This is a genomic window from Longitalea luteola (assembly GCF_017356035.1).
In the GTDB taxonomy this organism is placed as follows: Bacteria; Bacteroidota; Bacteroidia; order Chitinophagales; family Chitinophagaceae; genus Niastella; species Niastella luteola.
Genome location: NZ_JAFIQX010000009.1, coordinates 110,332 through 136,369, shown reverse-complemented (window position 1 = coordinate 136,369; position 26,038 = coordinate 110,332). Strand labels below are relative to the sequence as shown.

At 47.0% G+C, this 26,038-nt stretch carries 14 protein-coding genes; 11 read left to right on the top strand and 3 right to left on the bottom strand.

The window, feature by feature from the left end; all coding sequences use genetic code 11:
* Positions 1 to 71: 71 nt before the first annotated feature.
* The 8 genes from JUB15_RS20390 (at position 72) to JUB15_RS20355 (ending at position 16,683) form a co-directional block, all read left to right on the top strand.
* Positions 72 to 2,684: a glycoside hydrolase family 2 protein gene (locus tag JUB15_RS20390; RefSeq protein ID WP_207514497.1), complete on the top strand. Its 2,613-nt coding sequence runs from the start codon at positions 72 to 74 to the stop codon at positions 2,682 to 2,684.
* 277 nt (positions 2,685 to 2,961) lie between these two features.
* The gene (locus JUB15_RS20385) at positions 2,962 to 4,869 is read left to right on the top strand and encodes an SUMF1/EgtB/PvdO family nonheme iron enzyme (RefSeq protein ID WP_242696443.1); all 1,908 of its coding nucleotides are present in this window, start codon (positions 2,962 to 2,964) and stop codon (positions 4,867 to 4,869) included.
* Positions 4,870 to 5,522: 653 nt separating this feature from the next.
* Entirely contained in the window at positions 5,523 to 8,603 is a 3,081-nt protein-coding gene (locus tag JUB15_RS20380) for a SusC/RagA family TonB-linked outer membrane protein (RefSeq protein WP_207514495.1), read from the top strand.
* A gap of 33 nt (positions 8,604 to 8,636) precedes the next feature.
* Positions 8,637 to 10,253, top strand: a complete 1,617-nt coding sequence (locus JUB15_RS20375; RefSeq protein WP_207514494.1) for a SusD/RagB family nutrient-binding outer membrane lipoprotein — start codon at positions 8,637 to 8,639, stop codon at positions 10,251 to 10,253.
* A gap of 195 nt (positions 10,254 to 10,448) precedes the next feature.
* Positions 10,449 to 13,808: a VCBS repeat-containing protein gene (locus JUB15_RS20370; RefSeq protein ID WP_207514493.1), complete on the top strand. Its 3,360-nt coding sequence runs from the start codon at positions 10,449 to 10,451 to the stop codon at positions 13,806 to 13,808.
* Position 13,809: 1 nt separating this feature from the next.
* On the top strand, positions 13,810 to 15,255 hold the full coding sequence (locus tag JUB15_RS20365; protein ID WP_207514492.1) for a vanadium-dependent haloperoxidase: 1,446 nt from the start codon (positions 13,810 to 13,812) through the stop codon (positions 15,253 to 15,255).
* 73 nt (positions 15,256 to 15,328) lie between these two features.
* Complete coding sequence (locus JUB15_RS20360) at positions 15,329 to 16,204, top strand: AraC family transcriptional regulator (RefSeq protein ID WP_207514491.1); 876 nt, start codon at positions 15,329 to 15,331, stop codon at positions 16,202 to 16,204.
* A gap of 71 nt (positions 16,205 to 16,275) precedes the next feature.
* A complete protein-coding gene (locus tag JUB15_RS20355; protein ID WP_207514490.1) occupies positions 16,276 to 16,683 on the top strand; it encodes a DinB family protein in 408 nt (135 codons plus the stop codon).
* A gap of 125 nt (positions 16,684 to 16,808) precedes the next feature.
* Here the strand turns inward: JUB15_RS20355 and JUB15_RS20350 are convergent, their stop codons facing one another.
* The 3 genes from JUB15_RS20350 to JUB15_RS20340 form a co-directional block, all read right to left on the bottom strand.
* Complete coding sequence (locus tag JUB15_RS20350) at positions 16,809 to 16,991, bottom strand: hypothetical protein (RefSeq protein ID WP_207514489.1); 183 nt, start codon at positions 16,989 to 16,991, stop codon at positions 16,809 to 16,811.
* A 14-nt stretch (positions 16,992 to 17,005) separates the two neighbouring features.
* The gene (locus tag JUB15_RS20345) at positions 17,006 to 18,667 is read right to left on the bottom strand and encodes a sodium:solute symporter family protein (protein WP_207514488.1); all 1,662 of its coding nucleotides are present in this window, start codon (positions 18,665 to 18,667) and stop codon (positions 17,006 to 17,008) included.
* A 354-nt stretch (positions 18,668 to 19,021) separates the two neighbouring features.
* Positions 19,022 to 20,029 carry a LacI family DNA-binding transcriptional regulator gene (locus tag JUB15_RS20340; RefSeq protein WP_207514487.1) on the bottom strand — a complete coding sequence of 336 codons (1,008 nt, stop codon included), beginning with the start codon at positions 20,027 to 20,029 and terminating at the stop codon, positions 19,022 to 19,024.
* A 177-nt stretch (positions 20,030 to 20,206) separates the two neighbouring features.
* Here JUB15_RS20340 and JUB15_RS20335 point away from each other — a divergent pair, with 177 nt between their 5' ends.
* From JUB15_RS20335 to JUB15_RS20325, 3 genes are all read left to right on the top strand, one after another.
* Positions 20,207 to 21,094, top strand: coding sequence for an inositol oxygenase family protein (locus JUB15_RS20335; protein WP_207514486.1), 888 nt, complete (start codon positions 20,207 to 20,209; stop codon positions 21,092 to 21,094).
* A 233-nt stretch (positions 21,095 to 21,327) separates the two neighbouring features.
* Positions 21,328 to 24,357 carry a SusC/RagA family TonB-linked outer membrane protein gene (locus tag JUB15_RS20330; protein WP_207514485.1) on the top strand — a complete coding sequence of 1,010 codons (3,030 nt, stop codon included), beginning with the start codon at positions 21,328 to 21,330 and terminating at the stop codon, positions 24,355 to 24,357.
* Positions 24,358 to 24,379: 22 nt separating this feature from the next.
* The gene (locus tag JUB15_RS20325; protein WP_207514484.1) at positions 24,380 to 25,996 is read left to right on the top strand and encodes a RagB/SusD family nutrient uptake outer membrane protein; all 1,617 of its coding nucleotides are present in this window, start codon (positions 24,380 to 24,382) and stop codon (positions 25,994 to 25,996) included.
* The last annotated feature ends 42 nt before the right edge of the window (positions 25,997 to 26,038 follow it).

Below are 26,038 nucleotides of genomic sequence, written 5' to 3'. Positions count from 1 at the left end.
CACACTTCCAAAGTGTGGCACACCTCGTTAAACAATAATTGACGATTCACGATATAATAAAGAAACGAGCAATGAAGAATTTAATTTGGTTACTCTTAATGGCCGCAGAGGTAGCCATCGGTCAAAACCGGTACGAATTGAACAGCGGCTGGTTATGTGCGCCCATCGGATCGGTAAAAGTAAATGGTGAGAAACTATCTGCACCAGCCTATCCGGTGAAAGGATGGATGCCGGCCACCGTGCCCGGCACTGTGTTAACCACTTTGTTGAACAACAAGAAAGTGCCGGATCCTTTTTATGGTATGAACAATGAAAAGATCCCCGACATTTATACCACCGGTCGTGATCATTATACTTACTGGTTTGTAAAAGACTTTTCAGAAAAAGCGCCGCAGGGCAGTGAACAGGTATGGTTACAATTGAGGGGCGTGAATTACAGTTGCGACCTGTTCCTGAATGGAAAAAAACTTAACAACGCCCGGCACTACGGCATGTTCTTACGCCAGTCGTACAATATTACCCGCCTGTTGAACGCGAATGGCAATAACCGGCTGGCAGTCATTGTATATCCCATCGATCCTGTAGGTAATCCCAATGGCGGACAAGGCGGCGATGGTACCATTGCGCGCAATGTATCGCATCAATATGTAGCGGGGTGGGACTGGATCCAACCCATCCGCGACCGCAACACTGGTATCTGGGATAAAGTATATATTGAAAGAACCGGATCGGTGAATATCAAAAACCCGCATGTGGTTACCCAGGTGCCTGGCATTCGTTCGCCCAATGGTGCGCAACAGCCTGCACAAATAATAGCAAGCGCCGAACTGGAAAATCCTACCGATGCAAGGAAAGAAGGGGTATTGCAATACCAGCTGGACGGCCAAACCGTAAAGCAGCAGGTATCAATAGAACCGGGAGCGGTGAAGGAAGTAAAGCTGCCGGTGTTCCAGCTTAACGATCCGAAGTTGTGGTGGCCCAGTGGTTATGGCCCCCAAAATTTATATACGATCCGTTTTCAATTCCTCGAGAACGGACAAACCGTTACCGATGAAGAGCAGGTCACTACCGGCGTTCGGGAAATTCAAACATCCTGGAATGCCACCACGCGAAGCAAACAAATCGCGGTAAACGGACAGAAGATTTTTATCAAAGGTGGTAACTGGATCATTTCCGACGCAATGCTGCGCTTTACTGATCAACGCTACGATGCAGAAGTGCGCTATCATCGCGATATGAACCTGAACCTCATCAGGGTGTGGGGCGGCGCATTGTTGGAAAGGCCGGAGTTTTTCAACGCCTGTGATAAATATGGATTGCTGGTGATGCAGGATTTCTGGATGTCGGGCGATTGCAATGGCCGCTGGGTTGATCCCATGAAATCGGAAGATCAATGGACGCGCCGAAAATACCCCAACGATCATGCGCTGTTCTTGCGATCAGCAGCCGACCAGGTGAAAATGGTGCGCAACCATCCGTCGCTGGCCATCTGGTGCGGCGGCAATGAGATCACACCGCCCCAGGATATCCTGGTGCCATTAAAGGATTCTATCTTACCGGCACTGGATGGAACCCGCTGGTTCGTTGATTATTCCAACAGCGATGAAATGTCTTATAACGCCCTTGGTGGTAATGGCGATGGACCCTATGGCATCCAGGACCCACTCACGTTTTGGGAGCACCGCACGTATCCATTCAACTCTGAAGTGGGTTCGGTAGGCGTAGGAGATTATGCATCATTGCAGCGGTTCATCCCCGGCAAGAATATGCAAATGCCGCAATATGCGTTGAAGCAGGTTGATTCGGTTTGGGAGTATCACAAATATATTGGGTATAACCAATACCTCGATCCCTACGGTGCACCAAAAGATATTTTTGATTTTACCCGGAAAGCACAGCTGGTGAATTATGACCAGTACCGGGCGCTGGCCGAGGGATTCAGTAACCGCATGTGGGATTGGTACACCGGGTTTATCATCTGGAAAACCCAAAACCCGTGGACGGCTTTACGCGGACAGATGTATGATTATTACCTAGATCCCAACGCCTGTTTGTTTGGCTTGCGTTCGGGCAGCGAACCGGTGCATGTGATGTACAATCCTGCCGATGGCATGGTAACCATCGTGAACAACAGCTTTTCGGTACAAAGAGATCTGATGCTGTCGGTGCGTTTTTATGAAATGTCAGGCAAAGACAGTTTCGTAACGCAGGTGTTTACGTATGTAGAACCATCGTCGGTAAAACGGATCTTATCAGTAAAAGAACTGAAAGATAAGCTGGCAAAACACATGGGCGTTTTCCTTTCACTACAGTTACTGGATGAGAACAAAAAAGTGGTGAGTGATAATTTTTACTGGTTGCCCGATGAATCCGGAACGTATTCCGGATTGCAAACGCTTGCCCATGCCGCACTGAAAGTAAAAGCAAAGCGCATTGAAAAAGGAAAAGTGGAAGTGACCCTGAACAACGCAGAAAGCAGCCCCGTTGCCTTCTTTAACCGCATTACGCTGCTCGACGCCAAAAAGAAAGAGCGGTTATTGCCGGTATATTACAGCGACAATTATTTTTCTGTAATGCCGGGCGGCGAAAAAAAGATTATGGTGGAATGTGATACGGCGGCAGACAAGCTGCTGATAGCAGTAGAAGGCTGGAACGTATCGCCCCTGGAAGTAACCGTCCAATAACGATTTCTGATTTCTGATTTTGGGATTTTGGGATTTCAAAATGGCTTATCCTTCCGAAAAATTGCGAGATCCTAAAATCCCGAAATCCCGAAATCCCGAGATCTCGAAATCTCGAGATCCCGAAATCCAGAAATTCTCCGGTATTGTTTATTTTACAGATCATTCTTCAAAAACGTCATATATAAATAATATGTCTGGTCGGTGGTCTGTACTTCTTAGTTTGTTCTTTATAAGTGCCGGTTTGCCGGGCTTTGCCCAGCAAAAAAATTCGATTGGAATGCAGCTGGTTGAGATTCGGCCGGGAACTTTTGAAATGGGATCGAACCGCGGAAAAGAAGATGCCGACGAAAGTCCCGTGCACCCGGTCACCATCACTGCCGCATTTAAAATGTCGGCCACGGAAGTTACCAACAAACAGTATGAAGCATTTGATCCGGCCCATAAAAACCTGCGCGGCAAGAACGGGTTCTCGCTGAAAGACGATGAAGCCGTCGTATTTGTGAGTTATGAAGAAGCTGTCGCTTTTTGCGCCTGGTTATCGCGCAGGGAAGGGAAGCCGTATCGGCTGCCTACGGAAGCAGAATGGGAATATGCCTGCCGTGCCGGTACCACCACCGATTATAACACCGGCAATGAACTGCCGGCCGCCTATCAAAAATTACAACATACCAACCGCACGCCGGTACCGGTTTCCCTGCAGGTGGCACAAACCCCTCCCAATGCCTGGGGACTGTATGACATGCATGGCAATGTAGAAGAATGGTGCAGCGACTGGTATGGCCCCTATCTGCCAGGCGCGCAAAAGGATCCGGTGGGCAGGCAAACCGGCATGAGCCGCGTTACCCGCGGCGGCAGTCATAATACTCCGGTGCGTTTCCTGCGTTCGGCTAACCGGCAGGGTATGTTACCCGAAGATAAACACTGGTTAACCGGTTTCCGCGTAGTGCAGGGCCACATGCCCAAGTCGAGGCCGATTGCTGCTGAACCGCTGCCCGCCAATAGTTTGCAGGTATCGCAACAAAAATATGCCTGGAAAAAAGAAACGCAGCCGCTGTTTGAAGCACCCATTGCTTATGTAATAAAACCCGACAGCAGCCTGGGTATTCCATTTTACAAACACAATCATTGTCCGGCAATAACCTGGTGTCCCAATGGCGATCTGTTAGCAGCCTGGTTCAGCACCAATGCCGAGAGCGGACGGGAAATGGTCATACTGGCCAGCCGGTTACGCGCCGGTCAAAAAAACTGGGATACAGCCTCGCTGTTTTTTGCGGTACCTGACAGAAATACAACCGGGACTTCTTTACTGTATGATGAGAAAGGAACGCTGTATCACATCAATGGACTGGAAGCAGCCGGCGACTGGCAGAACCTGGCCATGGTTATGCGCACCAGCAGGAATAACGGTGCCAGCTGGTCGAAACCGGTATTGATTGCACCCGAACATGCAAAACGTCACCAGGTGATCGCCGGTTCTTTCATTACACGGGAGGGATGGCTGGTGCAGTTGTGCGATGCAGACCCCAGTTCCCGGGGTGGCACTGCCATGTTTATCAGCAAAGACAAAGGAGACCATTGGACTACGCCGTATACATTGCCCGCTACTCCGCTGTATCAAAATGGCGCCACTGGCGGCTTGATCGCAGGTATCCATGCAGGTATGGTACAGTTAAAAGATGGCCGTTTGCTGGCGTTGGGCCGCAATGATAATATTAAATCAGACAGCCTGGGCGACAGAATGCCCATGAGCATTTCAAACGATGGCGGCGCCAGCTGGCAATATGCGCCATCCATGTTCCCGCCCATCAACAGTGGACAACGGCTGGTGTTACGCCGCTTGAATGAAGGGCCACTGTTATTGGTATCCTTCACCCACAGTCCGGGAAAATCAAACGTAGAAGGTATGGATTTTACCGGGCCCAATGGTGAAGTGTATAAAGGTTACGGACTGTATGCTGCCCTTTCTTATGATGAAGGAAAGACCTGGCCGGTGAAAAAGCTGCTTACCGATGGTAAGATGCGGCAACTGAATGGCGGCGCGTGGACCGGCCTCTTCACGATGGATAGCACCCATGCAGAACCCAAAGGATACCTCGCTGCAACACAAACACCCGATAACGTCATCCACCTGCTCAGCAGCAATCTCTACTACCGGTTTACACTGGCCTGGTTGCAGTTGCCATGAAGGCAAAAGGCAAAAGGCTGAAGGCTGAAGGCAAAAGGCAAAAGGCTGAAGGCAAAAGGCAAAAAAAAGTCAGGCGGCGCAGGATCGGTTATTAATCCAAAATTGCGCGAGCCACTCACCACTCACCATTCGTCATTGACCATTGACCATTCACCATTGACCAGTCACCTCCCAATTCACGATCGACCACTCACCCCTCCTTCGCTATCGCTTTAAACGGGCAAGCATAGATCCCTCACTATTGACCCATCACCACTCACCACGGTAACAATATAATGTGTTGAAAAAAATAGTGACTGTAATCATATTTTTCAAACTTTTTTCATTCCGCTGCATCATATTACTGAAAATGATTGCCTCATAAAAAAGAGTTGTTAATTCTTTATTACAAAATCTGACCGGCTTACACTTATACTATGCAACCATGTGTTATTAATTATGCATGGTTGGGGATCAAGCGAGCGCCACATCTCATTCTGTTGACAACCAAAAACTAAATTATCACTTCACCGTCCCTTAATTGAAAGGGTTTTAACGCCAATAGGAAGTTTTCAAAATGATTGCAGTCTGTAAAAAGACGGCCAGCCTTGCTATGTCATTTTGTTAGCAATCTTCTTTTGGGAGTTATTTAATCATCATAAAACCAATTGCTAATGAGACATGTTCACCTGCTAATTGCATTTATTCTGCTGCATTCGGCAGTACTGGCCCAGACCCGACAGCTCTCAGGGTCTGTTAAAGACAAGGCCGGTGCTGGCATTCCCGCTGTAACGATCAAAGTACAGGGACAAAACAATCAAACCGTAACTGATATTAACGGTGCATTTAGTTTGCAGGTACCAACTGGCAATATTCGACTCGTAGCAACTTCGGTAGGCTACGGTGAACAAACCATTGATGTAGCTGAAAACCAGGCTAACATATCAATTACCATGGAAGAAGGAACAGCACAGCAACTCGGCGAAGTTGTAGTGACAGCGTTAGGTATATCAAAGGAAGCCAGGAAAGTGGGATATTCTGTGTCGACCGTTGTAGGCGACCAGCTGAATGTAGCCCGCGAAACCAATGTGGCCAATTCACTAAGTGGCCGAGTGGCCGGGTTGAAAGTGACCGGAACGAATAGCGGTCCCGGTGGTACTGTAAAACTATTATTACGTGGTTTGCCAAGTATGAATAATCCCGGCTCGCCGCTGTTTGTTATCAACGGCGTGCCCATGGATAATACCCAAAGAGGTGCTGCCGGTGAGTGGGGCGGCTCCGACAATGGTGATGGCATTGGTAACATCAATCCGGATGATATCGAGACCATGACCGTATTGAAAGGGCAGGCGGCTTCTGCTCTCTACGGTTCAAGAGCTACCAATGGCGTTATCCTCATTACTACCAAATCGGGCAAGCGCGGTGATTTTTCTGTCGACTACAATTTGAACATCATGGTAGACAAGGCCATTGATTTTACTGAATTCCAGTATGAATACGGACAGGGAATAGGTGGTCAGAAACCGGCAACAGTGGCTGCAGCCCAGGCATCTGGCAGATTCAGCTGGGGCGAACGCCTCGATGGCTCGCAGGTCATTCAGTTCGATGGCAATACGTATCCTTACGTTGCCCAGAAAGATAATATCGAGAACTTTTACCGGGCAGGACCTTCCTTTACCAATACTATTGCCGTTTCAAGAGGCGGCGAAAATGGTTCATTCCGGTTGTCGCTTTCGAACCTCAGTAACGAGGCCATCATAAGGAACAGTGGGCTCGACAGAAAGACGGCGAACCTGAACATTGACCAGAACATCACCGACAAGCTATCGGTAAAAATGATGGCAAATTATATTGATGAAAAATCAAAGAACCGGCCGCAATTGAGCGATGCTCCCATGAATGCCAATAACGGCCAGTTCCTGGCCACCAATATCGATCAGGAGATCTTAAAGCCGGGTTATGATCCTGCAACCGGTTATGAGACACAGTTCAGCGACGATGAATATGTAACCAATCCATGGTTTGTGGTGAACCAGTATGTAAATAACCTCGGCCGTAAACGATTCATTACATCAACTGCAGTCAGGTACGACTTCATGAAAGGCCTCTATGCACAGGCACGTCTTGGTTATGATGTAACGCACGACCGGCTGTTTAGAGTGGAACCATGGGGAACTGCCTATACAACCAACAGGGCGGGTAATTTGCAGGATCTGGCGCAAACAGAACGTTTTGAGTTGAATGTAGATGGTTTGGTAGGTTTGAATCAAAAGATCACCGAAGACCTTAGCTTTGATGCGGCTATTGGCGCCAACCTGCGTAAGAACCAGGAAGAGAGAATAAAGATCGGAGGTGGTCCGTTCATCCTGCCGTATCAATACAGCTGGAACAATGTGCAGAATTTTAACCGCGATTATACTTTCTATAAGACCCAGGTGAATTCTGCTTACTATACCGTTGATTTTACTTATAAAAATTTCCTTACACTGGGTACTACCGGCCGGTACGATGCTTATTCAACATTACCGGATGATAACAATACCATTTTCGTTCCGTCGGTATCAGGAAGCCTGATCTTTTCTGAATTAGCCAACATCAACAATCTTGATTTTGGCAAACTAAGGGCATCTTATGCTGTTACCAGCAATGAATTAACCAGGGCTTATCAAACGCAGGTGTATTATTCATTGGGCAACAATTTCAATGGTGTGCCTGTTGGCCAGTTCAACACTTCGCTGCCAAGCGGTTTGTTAAAACCATTTACCGTAGCTGAATTTGAGGTGGGTACAGAAATAAGAATGCTCGGCAACCGGTTGAATGTTGATGTGGCTTACTTCACCAAGAAGACCCGGAATGAGATCATGAACGCTACCTTCAGCATCGCTACCGGTTATACCAGCGGTTACATTCCAAACGGCCAAACGCAGAACAAAGGATTGGAGGTGATGATCAACGCTGTGCCGGTTAGATCGAAAGACTTCAGCTGGACAGCCACCTTAAATTTCACGCACATTAATAACAAGGTGCTGAGGACCGATGCGGCGGGTAACAACGTTAACCTGGGGCAGAACCGCGGTACATTAGGTAATGCCATTACGGCCTATGTACAGGGATTTTCCGGTCCGCAGATCCTGGCATATGATTATCTACGCGACGCCAAAGGCGACATCGTGGTGGATGCATCCGGTTATCCGCTCCGGGGCGACAGCCTGCTGGCCTGGGGCAGCGTATTGCCAAAAGTGTATGGCGGCTTGAATAATGAGTTTAACTTCAAAGGTATTTCGCTTTCATTTCTCATCGATTACAATTTTGGAAATAAGATATTAAGCGGCACCAGCTATTATGCCATTTTACGCGGCTTGCATAAAATGACCCTCGAAGGGCGCAATGGTATTAAAGTAGGGGTAACGGAAAACGGTGATCCCAATCCGGTAACAGCAGACGCCCAGGGCTATTACCGCGCTTTGGCGCAACAGGTTACTTCCGTTCACGTGCTCGATGGCGACTTCATCAAATTACGCCAGGTACAATTAAGTTATACCGTTCCAACAAATATTGTAAGCAAATGGCCTTTGTTCAGATCGGCGCAAATTTCATTGGTTGCCCGCAACCTGTGGACCATCATGCGGAACAGCGAAAACATCGATCCTGAATCACAGTTCGGTTCCAATGTTAATTACTATGGTATCGAAGGTACCAGTCTGCCTTCCACCCGCACCTATGGTTTGAACCTGAACCTGAAATTCAAAAAATAATCACCAGGCTATTTAAACATTAAAATGTTTCAGATGAAAAAAATATCTCTATATATAAGTTTGGTGGCGTTTGCGCTGGCCACGGGATGTACAAAAGACTTTGAATCGATAAATACGGATCCTACACAATCGGCCCCGGCCAATTTTAATTCCGATTATTTTTTAACGGGCAGTCAGTGGAATTACATCAATGGCATTACCGGGTATAACGGCGCTATATTGTTCCAGAGTGGCTGGGCGCAGATACTCTCATCTACGTCTTCCGGTGCCGCCAGCTATTACAGTAACATGGATAAATATGTGCCATCGGGTAATACCAACGACTATGCGGGCCGCGGTTTCGATCTTATGTATAAGAGTGCCCGGCTGTCGCAGGAAATCATAAAGAACTATGGCGATGATGAGGATAAAGTAAACGTAGTGAGCGCGGCCACTGTTATGAAAGTACTGGCCATGCATTATGCTACAGACTTATATGGCGATATCCCTTATTCGCAGGCGTTTCAGGCTGCAACAAATGTTACCCAGCCCGCATATGACAAACAACAGGATGTATACAATTCCCTGTTGACCGACCTCGATGCAGCGTTAACTATGTTCGATGCCTCAAAACCGGAACCTGCCGCCGATCTTTTCCCCTACGCCGGTGATGTAGCTAAGTGGAAAAAATTCGGTTATTCGTTGATGCTGCGCATCGCCATGCGCCTGGTAAAAGCAGATCCGGCCAAAGCACAGCAATATGCCGAAAAAGCAGCAGCCGGCGGTACTTTGTCGGCTGTTTCGGAAGATGCGTGGATCAAAGGAGACAATCCCGCCGGTTACCGCAGTGAAAATTCCCGTGCATTGATAACGCCGGCTGACTTTTACAGTGTGCGATGGAGTAAAACCCTGATCGATTTTCTGAAATCGACCAATGATCCCCGGCTAAGCGCCATTGCAGAAGTGCCTCCACCGGGACTGTCTGGTAACAACGATGTCACAAAAACGGGCGACAATGCCGCCGCTAACCAGTTAGGTCAACCGCATGGCTATGACCTGAATGGTGGGCCAACAGATATCCGGAACGCACCTGGTTATCCGGGTGGAACCGGCACTGGCGGCGATTTCACGCCTATTGGAAAATATTCCCGTCCACGCCTGGTTGTTTACACGGATCTTAATAGTCCACAGTTCGTATTGACCTATGCTGAATCGGAATTATTACTCGCCGAGGCAAAAGTAAGAGGCTGGAATGTGGGCGCCATTACAGCTGCCCAGCATTATGCCAATGGTGTATCGGCCGGTATTCAATCGGTAGGTACGTTTCACAGCAGTGCAGTGATCCCTGCGGCCACCGCGGATGCGTATGCAACGGCTAATCCGCTGAACACTTCATCCATGGCAGCTTCCTTAAAGCAGATCAACGAACAATACTGGGCAACTACGGGCATCCTCTTCAATTTTGTAGAAGCCTGGAACAACTGGAGAAGGTCGGGTTATCCCATGCTAACTCCGGTTAATTATCCCGGTAATTTCTCGGGCGGCGCGATTCCCCGCAGACAATTATATCCGACAACAGAACCGACTGCCAACCCTGAAAACTACAGGGTGGGTGTCAGCAATCTTTCTGCCGGTGATAACTGGAATTCAAAAATGTGGTGGGACAAATGATTAATGTGATAATTTGATAATGTGATAATTCGATAATGAAAAACAAATCATAAGAAAGAATGCAAAAAACTAAATAATAAAAGCCATAAGATAGCCAATCAATATACAAGTATTAAAAAAGCAAACAGGTGTGGGGTTGAATGCCCCGCACCTTTCACCTTGAATGAAACCATATTTAATCTCTATGCCTGTTTTATGATACGGATCGCCATCACCATCATTACCCTGCTTCATTGCACTGCACTGGTGCCTGCTGTAGCGCAGGCACCCTTGTTTGAATTTTTAACGCCCAGGCAGACCAATATCAAATTTGAGAACCGCATCAGCGAAACAGAGAACCTGAATGTGCTGGCGTACGAATACTTTTATAATGGTGGCGGTGTGGCAGTGGGTGATATCAACAACGATGGCCTGGAAGATATTTTCCTCGTAGCAAATATGAACGAGAACAAACTGTACCTGAACACCGGTAATTTACAATTTAAAGATATCACCAAAGAAGCCGGCAAAGAGCTCGCAGGGCGCCCTAATAGCTGGAAGACCGGGGCTACCATGGCCGATGTAAACGGCGATGGCTGGCTGGATATTTATGTATGTTATTCCGGCAAAGTGCCTGACGATATCCGCCGCAACCAGTTATTCATAAACCAGGGCAACAGCACCTTTAAAGAAGAAGCAGCCGCCTATGGCGTCAATGATAAAAGCTTCAGCACCCAGGCCGCATTCTTTGATTATGATAATGATGGTGACCTCGATCTTTTCCTGTTAAACCATAGCACAAAAAAGATCGATAATATGGAGCTGGCCCGTTACCGCGATGAAGTGGATGAGCTGGCTGGTAACAAACTCTACGAAAACCAGCTGAACCGTTTTGTTGATGTTTCAAAAAAAGCAGGCATCCGGCAAAATCCTTTGACGTTTGGACTGGGCATTGCCATTTCCGATATCAATAAAGACGGCTGGCAGGATGTATACGTTACCAATGACTACAACGAACCGGATTACATGTATATGAACAATGGCAACGGAACATTTACCAATGAAGCCGATAAAAGCCTGCGTTACCTCTCGCAATTTTCAATGGGTGTGGATATCGCCGATTTTAATAATGATGCCTTACCTGATATCATTACCCTCGATATGCTGCCCGAAGATAACCGGCGGCAGAAATTACTGCAGTTACAGGAGAACTATGAATCTTTTTCCCTGATGGTGAACCAGGGACTAAATCCGCAGTATATGCGCAATATGCTGCATTTGAATAATGGAAGCCTCCGCCCAATGCCCTCCGGAGGAGGAGGTGTAAGTTCCTCCTCCCCCACCGGGGGAGGCCGGGAAGGGGCCCTCACCTTTAGCGAGATCGGTCAACTGGCCGGCGTATCGAATACGGACTGGAGCTGGTGCCCGCTGCTGGCCGATTATGATAACGATGGTTTCAAAGACCTGTTTGTTACAAACGGTTACCTGCGCGACTATACCAACAAGGATTTTTTGCGCTACTGGGGCGATTACAAGGTTAAAAAAGCGATGGATCGGGAACCTGTATTGCTGATGGATCTTATACGCGTTATGCCCTCAACTACGCTACCCAATTATATTTTTCGAAACAATGGTAATTGCACCTTTACCAACCAGCAGAAACCATGGGGAATGGATAGATCGGCCATCTCATCAGGGGCGGTATATGCAGACCTGGATAACGATGGTGACCTCGAACTTGTGATAAATAATATCAATGAGCATGCGTTTGTGTACAAGAATACTGCGAGAGAAATCACAAAGGCCGGCTATCTATCCCTTACCCTGCATTACAAAAAACCAAACTGGTTTTCCCTTGGCGCCAAAGTATGGGTGTACCAGCAGAAAACGGTTCAATATGCAGAAGTGAATCCGGCCCGCGGTTATCTTTCCTGCGTACCGGCCCGCCTGCATTTTGGTGTAGGCAATGCCACTGCTGTCGATTCTATAAAAATAGAATGGCCCGACCGTTCTGTGCAGCTGCTGGCCAATGTGTCAACGAACACGGCACACACGGTAACCTGGGAACAGGGCACTCCGGTTATGGAAGAGAAGCCCGTGTATGCCAAAACCATCTTCACGCCCGCTGACAAATTATTTAGCTACAAACATACCGACCTGAGCGAAAATGATTTTAAACGGCAGTTATTGATGATGTTCATGTATTCGAAGGCAGGGCCTGTGATCGCAAAGGGAGATGTGAATAAAGACGGGCGCGAAGACCTTTTTATAAGTGGCGACAAAAACAAACCGGGAAAACTATATTTACAAAATGCAAAAGGACTGTTTTATGAAGAGCCGAATTTCTCTGTTGGGGATGAAACTAATTCCACCATTGCAGCGGCCGCATTTGTAGATGCAGATGGCGATGGCGACCAGGACCTGTATGTTGCCAAAGGTGGTTATGCGTTATATGAATCCGGCAGCAGTTCATTGCAGGACGAATTATATGTAAATGATGGCCGGGGCCAATTTAAAGCAGTAACCGGCGCTTTGCCCAATTTAAGCGCCAACAGCAAATCGTGTGTGCGGCCATGTGATTTTGATGGCGATGGCGATCAGGATCTGTTCGTTGGCGGCAGGGTGATCCCCGGCTATTATCCCTTAGCGCCGGCATCCTATCTGCTTGTCAATGACGGCCATGGAAAATATACAGCTGCCGCTGTACCATTTGCACAAATTGGCATGGTTACCGATGCTCAGTGGGTCGACCTTGACAAAGACGGCCGTAAAGACCTCGTGCTGTGTGGTGAGTTTATGCCAGTAACTGTTTTTATGAATACGGCTGCCGGTTTTGTTGACAAGACCAGCACATACTTCGATGCGCCGGCTAATGGCTTCTGGTTCTCCCTGCAGATTGCAGATGTTGACAATGACGGTTATGACGATATTATTGCCGGTAACCTCGGATTGAATACCTGCATAAAGGTTTCGGCCAAAGAACCCGGTGAATTGTATTATGCCGATTTTGACAGCAATGGTTCTGTTGATCCCTTCTTTAATTTTTATATCCAGGGAGTGAGTTACCCGTTTGTAAGCCGCGACGAACTGAACGAGCAGATCTATCCCATGCGAAAGCGTTTTACTTCTTATGCTGCTTACTCGCAGGCCACCATTCACGATATTTTTACCAAAGAGGAACTGGCAAAGGCAGGCCGGTTACAGGTCACTGAAACCCGCACACTTGCCTTTTTGAACAGGAATGGAAAGTTCGTTCCCACCGAATTACCGATGCAGGCGCAGTTCTCGGCAGTGACAAAGATCATTGCAGACGACTTTGATGGGGATGGAAAAAAAGACCTGTTGTTGCTGGGTAACCGTTCCGACAACCGGTTAAAGATCGGCTGTATCGATGCCAGCTATGGCTGCCTGCTTACGGGGGACGGCAAAGGTGGTTTTGCATACGTGCCTCAACCGAATTCAGGCCTTTGCCTCAAAGGCGATGTAAAAGCCGCTGTGGATCTAAAAGTCAATAATACGAGGTATATAGTAGCAGGGATCTGTAATGATGCCATGCAGTTTTATAAAGTAGAGTAATATGAAGCCTATCGCAGTTTGTTTGTTTTATTTGTCACACCGGCGTTTGGAAACAGGCGCCGGTTTATTTCATTGTTTCAGGCGCGTCGTTTTTTATGGGCTGGCATTGTTCATCGTGATCTTATCGCAACAGCAGATGGCTGACGCGCAAACCACAGCCAGTAAAACAAGGGTATTACATAAAGAGGAAGCTGCATTCACCCGTTACCTGCAGCCTGCAGTGTTTTCATTATCAAAGATCATGATGCACGATGTGGTGAATCCACCGGCAGCAGCGCGCTATTATGCCTATTGTATGTTGGGCGCTTATGAAATTATATCGCAGCACGACACCACGCTGACCTCACTTAACAAATTCCTGAATGAATACAAGCGGCCGGTAATAACCACCCGGCCGAAACACTATGATGCGCGCCTTGCGGCCATTTACTGCATCCTCGAAACAGGCAGGTTGTTGTTGCCCTCGGGTTACCTGTTGCAGGAAGAAGAGGAGCAGTTCATAACCGAACAGCGAAAAGCAAAACTGCCGCGGGCTGTCATTGACAGCTCAATAAAAGTGGCCAATTCCATAGCTGCCCATATTGTCGATTATACGAGGGCAGACCGCTATGGGAAACTAAGTGCGCAATTACGTTATACCCCCGTGAAGGGAGATGCCTACTGGTATCCTACACCACCGGCTTATATGGAAGCGGTAGAGCCTAACTGGAAAACAGTGCGCCCGCTGATGATCGATTCATGTAACCAGTTCCTGCCTATGCCACCGGTTGCATTCAGCAAAGACAGCAACAGCGCTTTTTACCGGTTGGCCCGGGAGGTTTATGAAGCATCATTAAAACCTACGCAGGAACAATTGCATATAGCATCGTTTTGGGATTGCAATCCGTTTGCCGTAGCCACCTCCGGTCATATGGCCATCGGTTTTAAAAAGATCAGTCCGGGCGGACACTGGATGAATATTGCCGCCATTGCAGCCCGGAAAGCACGGTTGAATTTTGCGGCCGCCATTACCGTACAGATGCTAACAGGCATTGCCATCATGGATGCATTTATCTGTTGCTGGGATGAAAAGTTCCGCTCGAACCGCATCCGGCCGGAAACCTATATCAACCGTTACATCAATAAAAGATGGGAACCTTTACTGCAAACACCGCCTTTCCCCGAATACCCGAGCGGACACAGCGTGATCTCTACGACGGCGGCTGAAGTGCTTACCTATTTAATGGGTGATAATTTTATGTTCACCGATAACTCAGAAGAAATTTTTGAAATACCCGCCCGCAGTTTCAACTCTTTTCGGGAAGCAGCAGCTGAAGCAGCCATTTCCCGCCTGTATGGCGGCATTCATTTCCGCGACGCCATTGTTAACGGACAACAACAGGGAAAAGAACTGGGTACTTTTATCGTAGACAAAATGAAGGCAACAGGTATAAAACCGGTGAATTAGCGTTATTATGACCTTTATGGGATTGTCATTGGCCAAACGCATAATGCGGGCAGAAAAAACGTAATTTTAGCAGATGGATGCCGATATTCATACATTATATGAGTCTGATTTTTACCGCATCATGGATTTCAGGTGCAGGTGTACAGACTGCCGAACCTCCAAACCGGAATACAATCTTACATTCTGCATCAGCTTTGTGCGCAAGGGTAATTTCCTGTTCAATGTGTTCCGCCAGTCGTTAGATTCCTATAATGGCTGTGTGCTGGTGACAAAACCCGGTTATGAACGCACCGTTACCCATACTCATACAGTGCCCGACGAATGCACCATCTTTGAATTTAAAAAGGATTTCTTTTCCGAATTGCTGGAACATTATGGCGGTATCCCTTTCTTCAAGGATAACGACTGGGACTCAACGCTGATTAAGACCAGTGCCGAAACAGAATTTTTGCACTTTCAGATAATCCGGCTTATTCTCAGCCGTGCGGGCAGCAAACTGCAGCTGGATAATATGGTAATGGAAGTGATTGAAAAAGTATTGCAGAACATTACAGCTTACAAACCTGATCATCGCATCAATGCCCGGTTGAAGCAGAATCATCTGATCACCATAGAGCTGGCTAAAGAATATCTCACCCATCATTTTACCGACGATATTTCTTTGATGCAGATAGCTGCCCATTGCTTCGTGAGTCCATTTCATTTCAGCCGCCTGTTTAAGACATTTACGGGCGAATCGCCGCATCAATACCTGCTTACCATCCGGTTGAAAAATGCCGAGCTCTTATTACGTAATACATCCCAGCCGGTAGCTGATATTGCCTTTGCTTCGGGATTTAACAGCATTGAACATTTCACGGCTGCCTTCAAACAGAAATATAATGCGCCGCCTACTGTTTACCGGCAGCAATATGATAAGGTGCTATCAAAACCGACAATTTTGGGTTGATGATCTTAATTAGCAAGATTCCTTAAGTCCGCCGCAGAATGGCTGTATAGCTTTGCTGAAAATACAGCATCATGAAAGAACAACTATTAGCAACTGTTGAAAACTCAAAGAATTACACATTACAGGTAGCCAATGCCATGCCCGATAAAGGCTATCAGTTCAAGCCGGCAGGCGCCGGCTGGAATTTCGGCGAATTGTTACACCATATTGCCTATGGCATACAGTGGTGGCAGGATAACTATATTACCGGGAAGAAAACCAACTGGGATCCACCCGTGGCAACGGTTAACAAGCAGGAAATAATTACCTATCTTACCCAAGCGTACGATACCCTGCAAAAAACGATTAATCAACAGCCGCTTACCGAAGATGCAGGTAAAGGCGTGCATGCGACCATTGACCACATTACGCATCATAGGGGACAGGCCGTTCTCTATTTACGAACCAACGGTATTGAACCACCGGAGTACCTGTATTAAGTCACAAGTTTCAGGTTGCAGGTTACAGGTTGCAGGTTACGAACTTACACGGTTTCGCGAATTATGTATGCCGCTTAAAAGTGTGTATTTCCTTATAACCTGTAACTTGAAACCTGTAACCTGCTTTATTGTTTCCTTCCTTTTATAAACATCATGGCAAGCCCGAATATCAGGAAGCCACCACCGGTGTAGGTATTCAATTCACTGGCACTGTTGTTTCCGAGTAATACACTGAGCAATAAAATAAGCGATATCATGGTAAAGAATAGGCCTATGACAAACTGCAGATCGTTTAATTTTTTCAACATGGAAGCAAGCTTTATTAAAAGAAAATAATGTTCAACAAAATGGTGACCGCCAGCAGCAACAAGCCCAGGGGTATTATGCGCAAATACCATTTTTGTTGATGGTATTTCGGTTTCTCTGTTAACGAATATACTAAACCTTTCAGTTCCTCATCCGGTTTGGGTTTGGTAACCAGGCTTACCGCAATGGTGGTGAAGAAATTTACGATCCAGGAAATGGCTGCTACAATGAACGCCTGGCCCATACCGCTTTTGATGGTATATAGTTCGGCGATCCAGCCGCCTTTTCCCTCAGCCACCGTTACCCCATGCGTAACAGCCGCGGCGAGCGTGCCCGCAACAAGTCCCCAGAAAGCGCCATGCCCTGTGGTTCTTTTCCAGAACATCCCTAACAGAAAAGTGGCGAACAAGGGGCCATTCACAAATCCGAATACCAGTTGCAGGAAGTCGTTGATATTATTAAAGCTTTTGGCAATGTAGGCCGTGGCAATGGAAATAAGGATGCCTATCACCGTGATACCCTTGCCAACCAGCAGGTAATGCCGGTCGCTTTTATTCTTTACAAAATAGGATTGATAAATATCGAATGTAAATACCGAGTTGAATGCCGTAACGTTACCGGCCATACCACTCATGAAGGAAGCGATGAGGGCCGTAATGCCAACGCCCAGTATGCCGGTAGGGTAGTAATGGGCAATGAGGGATGGCAGGGTCATGGTATAATCCAGCTCACCGTTAGCCGTTGCAGGAATGGTATATCCTTTCGATTGCAGGGCGGGCTGCATTAAGGTGATGGCAATTAATCCGGGCAGCACCACGATCAGCGGCATTAACATTTTGGGGATCGCTGCAATGATGGGTGTACGTTGTGCGTCGCCCATATTGCGGGCGATCATGGCGCGTTGCACCACCAGGAAATCGGTGCACCAGTAACCGAAAGACATCACGAAGCCCAACCCGAAGATCAACGACATAAAATGCAGTCCCATCGGGTTGTCATTGGCATTGCCCATATATTTCCAGGCATGGGTCATTTCAGGTTGTAACAATGCTTTAATGTTGCTCCAGCCGCCTGCATCATGCAGTGATATGATAACCAGTGGCGACAGTCCCAGAACGATCAGGAAGAACTGCAATACTTCATTGTACACCGCGCTGGTAAGTCCGCCCAGAAAAGTATAGACCATGACGATGCCGGCCGATATCCAGATGGAAATATCAAAATTCCAATGCAGGATCGTTTCCATGAGTTTCGCCAGTGCATATAATGAAATGCCGGAGGAGAACACGGTCATAACGGCAAAGGAAATGGCATTGAGGCCGCGTGTCTTTTCGTCGAAGCGGAGCGACAGGTATTCTGGTACACTGCGCGCACGGCTTCCATAATAAAAAGGCATCATAAAAACACCGAGGAATACCATGGCGAAGATGGCGCCCACCCAATAGAAGTGTACGGTCATGATACCGTATTTGGCGCCGGAGGCTACCATCCCGATCACTTCCTGTGCACCGAGATTGGCAGAGATAAAAGCAAGACTGGTGATCCAAAGGGGAATGCTTCGGTTACTGGTGAGAAAATCGTTACTTGATTTTATTTTCTTTTTTATAAGGAACCCAACACCAATAACAAAAATGAAATATACCAGAATGATCAGGTAATCGGCAAGTTGTAGGCGCATGTGCAATCGTTGAGGGTGTGATAGTTTCTATGCACAATATATTTCTTTCATTTCATTATTATGACTACAATCATAATTAAGATGAAAAAGTTACGAATACGGTTGCGAGGGAAAATGTGCCGGTTACCGGTTCCCGGTTACCAGCATACAGGGTCTTTCCAATAAGTCAGGGTTATTGGTTTCAGAGCTTGCCCGCTTAGCGGGTTGCCTGTTTCAGGCTACAAGGCAAAGTCAGGATGCAATGATTATAGTTAGACGAGGAAGAAGTCGGAGGCCTGAAATAATGGCCCGGTAACCGGTAACTGGTAAACAGCAGCTGTCACCCTGTAACCTGCAACTTGTAACCTGTAACGCTTACTTTGTTGACTCCCGTTCAATTAACATGGAAGGAATGATCATTCGTTCCTTTCTCAAATCAAAAGAGCTTTTCTCAATACCTTTAAAAAGCAGCGTAGCCGCGGCTTTGCCGATCTCAAAAGCCGGTTGGGTGATCGTCGTGAGCGGCGGATTCAAAATAGGGGCGGTATCCAATGTAGCGAATGCAATAACTTTTACCTCGTTCGGAATATTGATCTTCAGTTCATGGCAGGTCAGGTACACCGGCGTAACGATCTTTTCAACAGAAGCGATCAGTCCGTCGGGCCGGTTCGGTTGTTGCAGTAACAATTTTATTTGATCATACATGCCATCATTATCAGTGCAATAAACGATCTGCCTGTCTTCTTCGGGTACGCCCGCCTGCTGAACTGCTGCCTTAAAACCTTCCAGCCGGTTCAAACAGATGGGCAGGCTTTGCGAAATAGAAAGAAATGCCGGCCGGCGGCAGCCTTTCTGCAACAAATGTTTCGCAGCCATGAGGCCACAGTCAAAATCGTTGGTAGTTACGCGCGCCGTTTCAATAGCTTCCTGTTCGCGGTCGAAAAAAACTACGGGAATATTCCGGGTCTGCAACTTATTAATATGTTCAGCCGAATTGGTTTCACTGGAAATGGAGATCAACACGCCATCCACCCGGCCGCTTTGACAATCTTCTAGAATGTTCTTTTCATTGGCATATTTCTCGTGTGAAAGATAGATAAGTACATGATACCCTTTTGATTCAGCAATAGATTGAATGCCATTGATAGCGAGGGAAAAAAAATTATCAGCCACTTCGGGCAGCACTACTGCAATGGTCTTACTCTTCTTACGCCGCAGGCTGCTGGCATAGGGGTTAGGAATGTAATTCAATTGCGTAGCCAGTTCCATCACCTTTTTTTTGGTTTCATCACTGATCTCATAACTGTCGCGCAGGGCTTTTGAAATGGTAGAAACCGACAGCTGCAACTGATCTGCTAAAACCTTTATGTTTACTTTGCTCATTGGTGGATTGACCCCTTAAATATTTGTATTACAGACTATTTTATGCCGCAAATTGCTGCATTGTTTCGCAACCGTTTTCGTAAATAAAGTTAATTGATGGCTAACAATCTTTAGCAAAAAATTAGAACTTAGTTTCGGAAACCAACAAACATCTGTCTTAATTTAAAAACGATTGCAATGGCAGCTCCTGGTAAATTCTCCGCGAAAGAAATCAATCCCCTGGGAAGTTTGGATGAGTGGGAAGATGATGTACTGCAACGCTATCCTGACCCTGATACCATCGCCAAGGAAAAATCAAAAGAAGAATATCGCAATTACGACGATCCCGCCAGGGACACAGTTCGTGAGTTCTACCGTTTGAACCATACATACCAGACCTATGCCTTTGTACAGGAAAAAAGAAAAGATTTCTTACAGTTCAACCGCAAGGAGATGACGGTTTGGGATGCATTCAATTTCCTGAACCAGCTGGTTGATGATTCCGACCCCGATACTGACCTCGACCAGTTCCAGCACCTGTTACAGGCTTCAGAAGCCATTCGTGCCGACGGCCATCCCGACTGGATGGTGTTAACCGGTCTAATGCACGATATGGGTAAAGTGCTTTGCCTGTTCGGTGAGCCACAATGGGCAGTTGTAGGTGATACCTTCCCTGTTGGCTGCGCTTATTCAGATAAAGTTGTATATCCTGAATTTTTTAAGCTGAATGCTGATTACACCGATCCTGTTTTCAGCACTAAATTAGGGGTGTATACGCAAAACTGCGGCTTGCGCAATGTAAGCATGTCGTGGGGCCACGATGAGTATGTATACCAGATGCTGAAGGACTATTTGCCGGAGCCTGGATTGTATATGTTACGATACCACTCATTTTATGCCTGGCATCGCGAAGGTGCTTATGACCACTTGTTAGACGATCATGATCGTGAAATGTTGAAATGGGTCAAATTATTCAATCCTTATGACCTCTATTCAAAATGTCCCACACCACCAGATTGGAAACAACTACGGCCTTATTATGAAGATCTTGTGGCCAAATACCTGCCATCGACCATAAAATTTTAGGAGCAGTCCCACCCGAAACTTTATCCATTCCTTATTTTATTTAAAAATGAGAAGATCAGCTATGTGGTTACACATAGTTCAATGAACCTGCACGCGAATTATTGATCAACTTTATAAACACAACCTCCAGGTAGTTGTGTTTTTTTGGAACTATACACTTAAGTGTATTGAATACATTTATTTGACCAGAAAATCAGAAGGAAGAATTAACACTTTAACCTAAAACGTTTGTTATGCTATTGCTTCGTCGGTCGCTCCCAAAAGGTGCGGGTATCCGCTTATTGCTGCTGCTTTGCTTAACGCCGCTCTACATGCTGGCGCAATCCCAGGAAATTACCGGAACAGTAAAAGATTCTACAGGCCGCCCTATGGCAGGGGTGTCGGTCGCAGTAAAAGGAAAGAATATCGTTACAGTTACCAGGTCGAATGGACAATTCAATATCCCTGCGCAAACAGGCGAAACACTGGTGTTCAGTGGCGTTTCACTGGAGAACCAGGAGGTACTGGTTGGAAGTAGTACAGCGCTTGATATAACCATGCGCACATCGGCGCTGCTGATGGGCGATGTAGTGGTGGTTGGTTATGGTAAAAGCTCCCGCAAGAACCTCACAAGCGCCATTACCACTGTTAAGCCCGAAGACCTGAACAGGGGCGCCATCAGCGATGTGGGCCAGTTGTTGCAGGGTAAGGTACCGGGTTTAAATATTTCAGCCAGTGGCGACCCCAACAGACCGGCTGCTGTGATCCTGCGCGGTGCTTCCACATTGAACAGTTCTCAATCGCCATTTTATGTAATTGATAATATTCCGGGCGCCGACATTTCAGCGGTTGCTCCTGATGATATCGTTTCTATAGATGTATTGAAAGATGCGGCTGCTACAGCCATCTATGGTAACCGGGCTGCCAACGGGGTCATCATGGTTACTACCAAACGCGGCAGAAAAGGCCCGGGCCAGGTTACCTATAGCGGTTATGTTGGGTTGGAAAAGGTGTCGAACACGCTTGATGTAATGGATGCAGGTCAGCTACGCGCTTTCCTTGAGAAGAATGGTGCTTCTTTTTCACCGAACGACGATAAAGGCGCCAATACCGACTGGCAGAAAGAAGTGCAAAGAGACAATGCGTTTTCCCACAACCACAATCTTTCTTTCAGCGGTGGTGGCGACCACGGTACATACAGCGCCAGTTTGAACTATTTTAAAAAGGAAGGTATTCTAAAGGGCAGTGACCTCACGCGTATTATTGCCCGGTTGGCCCTGGAACATTCTGTGCTGAATGACAAAGTGAAGTTCTCGCTGAATGTCGCCAATTCAAACAGCAACGCCAATGCTACTCCACAACAGAACGTAGTATTGCTGCAGGCGCTGCGGTACCTGCCGGTTTCTCCTGTATACAATGAAGATGGAACGCATTTTGAGAACCTGACAGGAACCAACTATTTTAATCCGGTTGCACTTATCGATCATGCAAAGGATAACACCAAATACAATACCCTGATCGGTAGTTTTAACACCCACGTAAAACTGCCCTTCGGTTTAACCTATGACCTGAACCTGTCGTACCAGAACAACAGTTCCCTGCATGGTGAATATTATGACAGTTATTACGGTCGCAATTATAACACAGCCACTTTTTATAATAATCCAGATCCGCCATTGGTGCATACTATCCAGAATTTTGGTACCAACGGCGCGGCCTTGCGGAATACCTATCAAAGTAATAATAAGATCCTGGAAACATTCATTACCTGGAACAGAAAGATCAATGATCATTCTATCAATGCCGTGTTAGGGTATAGCTGGCAGGAGAACGTGGTGAACGATGGCTTCCAGGCAACAAGCACCAACTTCCCCGTTGATAATATCAGTTACCAGAACCTGGCGCTCAGCAACCCGTACGCGGTTACATCTTACCGGGTGAATTTTGGCGATCCGAATGCTTACTACAAAACACGCCTCATCTCTGATTTTGCACGATTGAACTATAGTTTCCGCGACCGGTACCTGTTACAGGCTTCTGTAAGAAGAGATGGTGGCTCGGTTTTCGGCGCCAACGAACAATGGGGTTACTTCCCGGCTGTAGGGGTAGCCTGGCGCCTGGGCGAGGAAGAGTTTATGAAAAATCAGAACGTCTTCACCGACCTTAAACTAAGAGCCAGCTATGGCGAAACCGGTAACGCCACGGGGTTCAGCGCCTACACCGCTCAATCTATTTCCGGTTCATTGGGCACCTATTATTACAATGGTGCACAGGTTGGCTCGTATGGTCCTACGCAGGCGGAAAATCCGAATTTGCAATGGGAAAAAACAAAGACTTCGAATATCGGTCTTGATTTCACCGCCCTGAACGGTAAGTTAAGCGGTACCATTGAAGTATATGATAAAAAGACAACCGGTATGATCTACTCGTATGACGTAGACCCCATTCTGGTGCCCGTAGGTTTTATCGTTGCCAATGGCGGCAGCATGAGCAACAAGGGAATTGAATTAAGCCTGTCTGCAACGCCGGTACGAAGCAGTGCCTTCACCTGGACCACCAGCGTGAACCTGGCTCATAACAGGAACGAGATCACAAGCTTAACCAACCCGCTGTTTCCCGGTGGCGACTCTATCCGCTATACGCAACCTGATGGCGGCGGTCAAACGGGAAGCACGCTGCAGATCAGAAAGTCAGGCCGGCCGTTAGGTCAATTCTTTACACTTGATTATGCAGGCCAGAACGCTGCCGGCGTAACGCAATTCAACAGCGCCACAAAAGGGCTTACTATTTCACCCGCCATTGGAGCCGATTATGTATATGCCGGCAGTCCACAACCGAAATTATTGATGGGCTGGACCAACACCCTTAAATACGGGGATTTTGATCTCAATATTTTCTTTCGCGGTGTGTTCGGTAACAAGATCTTCAATGCTACCCGTGCCGACCTGTTCAGGCCAGCGGATGCACAACGCACCAACATCCTGGTAGATGCGCAGAATGAATTGCCTGCTGATGTCAACGTCTATAAGTATTCTACCCGCTTTATTGAAAGCGGAAGTTATATCCGGCTTGACAATGCAACGCTTGGCTATAATTTAAAGAAACTGGGCAATGGTATACAGCGTCTCAGGATCTACGCTTCTGTTAACAACGCGTTCGTTATTACAAAATATACAGGTATCGATCCCGAGATCAACCAGGGCGGTATGGCGCCCGGTATTGATGCCAATAATTTCTATCCCAAGACCCGTACTATTCTGTTTGGGGTGAATGTGTCATTATAATTTTAACGAACAAACTACAAATATGAAAAAGTTACTTAACAATATAAGTTTTTACGGGGCGCTTGTTGTAAGCATGACTGCCTGCCATAAGATAGATGTGCCCGTTACTACCCAATTGACACCTGAAGTTTTTCCGCAGAATTCAACCCAGTTCATCCAGGCTGCCGGTCCGGCATATATGGCGCTGCGCGGAAACTATTCACTGGATTATCACTTTATGCAGTCCTTAAGCACCGATGAAGCGATATTGCCGGCTCGCGGCGGTAACTGGTATGATAACAGGAACTATATCGACCTGCATTTTCATACCTGGACCAAAGACCATGGCAATAGCAACGGTACCTGGAGCTGGTTATCGCGAACAGTGGGGGCAACCAACCAGGCGCTTTCGGTGCTCGATAAAGCCATGCCTGTAGGAACAGAAAAAGATCAGGCACTGGCAGAACTGAAAATGGTGCGCGCCATTACCTATTTTATGTTTATGGATCTGTATGGTAATGTGCCCATTGCTACCACCTTTGGCGAGTTTGAAGCCAAAGAAAAAAGCCCGCGGGAAGAAGTATTTAAATTTATTGAAGATGAGGTTAAAGCTTCCCTGCCTTATTTAAGCAATGTGGTAGGACAGGCAACCTATGGCCGGGCGAACAAATACACTGCCTTCGCGTTGCTGGCGAAAATGTACCTGAATGCAGCTTATTATACCGGTACACAGCGGTATAATGACTGTGTCGCCTATTGCGATAGTGTGATCAGTTCAGGAAAATATTCACTGGAGCCAATGGCTACTTATTTGCAAATGTTCTATCCCAATAACGGACCTTCCACCAAGGAGTTTATTTTCGCCATTCCTTACGATCCGGCAGCAGGCGCAGCTTTGTTCACGAACGGATATATGTACCATGCCCGTTATGATGTGCCGCGTTCTCAGACAAAGAAATTCAATCTGCCTTTTACGCCCAGTTCGGCCAGAAGCACGCTGCCTGAATTCTATGCAAACTTCAATGACCCGAATGACGTGCGCAACAAACAATGGCTCACCGGGCTACAGTATATGAATGACGGCGTAACCCCTGTTACGGTTACTACAACCAAAAAAGGTTACGATCAGTTCTATACCGGATCGGATGGATCAGCACCGTTTACTTACCAGGTTGAATTGACCCCTGACATTGTTCTCCGTCAAAGTGTGCCCCTGGTTGATTTGGGCAACGATGAAATAGCCTGGAACATGGGGTACAGAAATATCAAATTCTATCCCGATGCCACTTCAACCAACAGGAACCAGAACAATGATGTGCCGATGTTCCGGTATTCAGATATCATTCTGATGAAGGCCGAAGCGATCCTGCGTGGCGCAAATGCTACCCTGTCGCACACGCCGTTGTCGCTGGTTAATATGTTACGCAGTAATCGTACAACGTCGCCTGCGTTGAGCACTGTTGACCTGGAATTTGTTTATGCAGAAAGGTGCCGGGAGTTTGCCTGGGAAAGCTGGCATCGGAACGATATGATCCGTTATGGAAAATACGAAGGTAAATGGGGCTTTAAAACGAATAACGAAGAATACCGTCGCATTTTTCCGATACCTACTACTGCATTGATGTTAAACCCTAAGTTGACACCCAATCCCGGATATTAACAACCTTTTTTTCATAATCATGTAGCAGTAAATACTGACCTC

Bases quoted from the DNA above. Each gene is read 5' to 3' on its own strand.
- JUB15_RS20330 (WP_207514485.1), top strand. From the start codon at position 21,328: ATGCTATTGCTTCGTCGGTCGCTCCCAAAAGGTGCGGGTATCCGCTTA.
- JUB15_RS20370 (WP_207514493.1), top strand. From the start codon at position 10,449: ATGATACGGATCGCCATCACCATCATTACCCTGCTTCATTGCACTGCA.
- JUB15_RS20335 (WP_207514486.1), top strand. From the start codon at position 20,207: ATGGCAGCTCCTGGTAAATTCTCCGCGAAAGAAATCAATCCCCTGGGA.
- JUB15_RS20365 (WP_207514492.1), top strand. From the start codon at position 13,810: ATGAAGCCTATCGCAGTTTGTTTGTTTTATTTGTCACACCGGCGTTTG.
- JUB15_RS20340 (WP_207514487.1), bottom strand. From the start codon at position 20,029: ATGAGCAAAGTAAACATAAAGGTTTTAGCAGATCAGTTGCAGCTGTCG.
- JUB15_RS20375 (WP_207514494.1), top strand. From the start codon at position 8,637: ATGAAAAAAATATCTCTATATATAAGTTTGGTGGCGTTTGCGCTGGCC.
- JUB15_RS20355 (WP_207514490.1), top strand. From the start codon at position 16,276: ATGAAAGAACAACTATTAGCAACTGTTGAAAACTCAAAGAATTACACA.
- JUB15_RS20360 (WP_207514491.1), top strand. From the start codon at position 15,329: ATGGATGCCGATATTCATACATTATATGAGTCTGATTTTTACCGCATC.
- JUB15_RS20350 (WP_207514489.1), bottom strand. From the start codon at position 16,991: ATGTTGAAAAAATTAAACGATCTGCAGTTTGTCATAGGCCTATTCTTT.
- JUB15_RS20390 (WP_207514497.1), top strand. From the start codon at position 72: ATGAAGAATTTAATTTGGTTACTCTTAATGGCCGCAGAGGTAGCCATC.
- JUB15_RS20345 (WP_207514488.1), bottom strand. From the start codon at position 18,667: ATGCGCCTACAACTTGCCGATTACCTGATCATTCTGGTATATTTCATT.
- JUB15_RS20385 (WP_242696443.1), top strand. From the start codon at position 2,962: ATGCAGCTGGTTGAGATTCGGCCGGGAACTTTTGAAATGGGATCGAAC.
- JUB15_RS20380 (WP_207514495.1), top strand. From the start codon at position 5,523: ATGAGACATGTTCACCTGCTAATTGCATTTATTCTGCTGCATTCGGCA.
- JUB15_RS20325 (WP_207514484.1), top strand. From the start codon at position 24,380: ATGAAAAAGTTACTTAACAATATAAGTTTTTACGGGGCGCTTGTTGTA.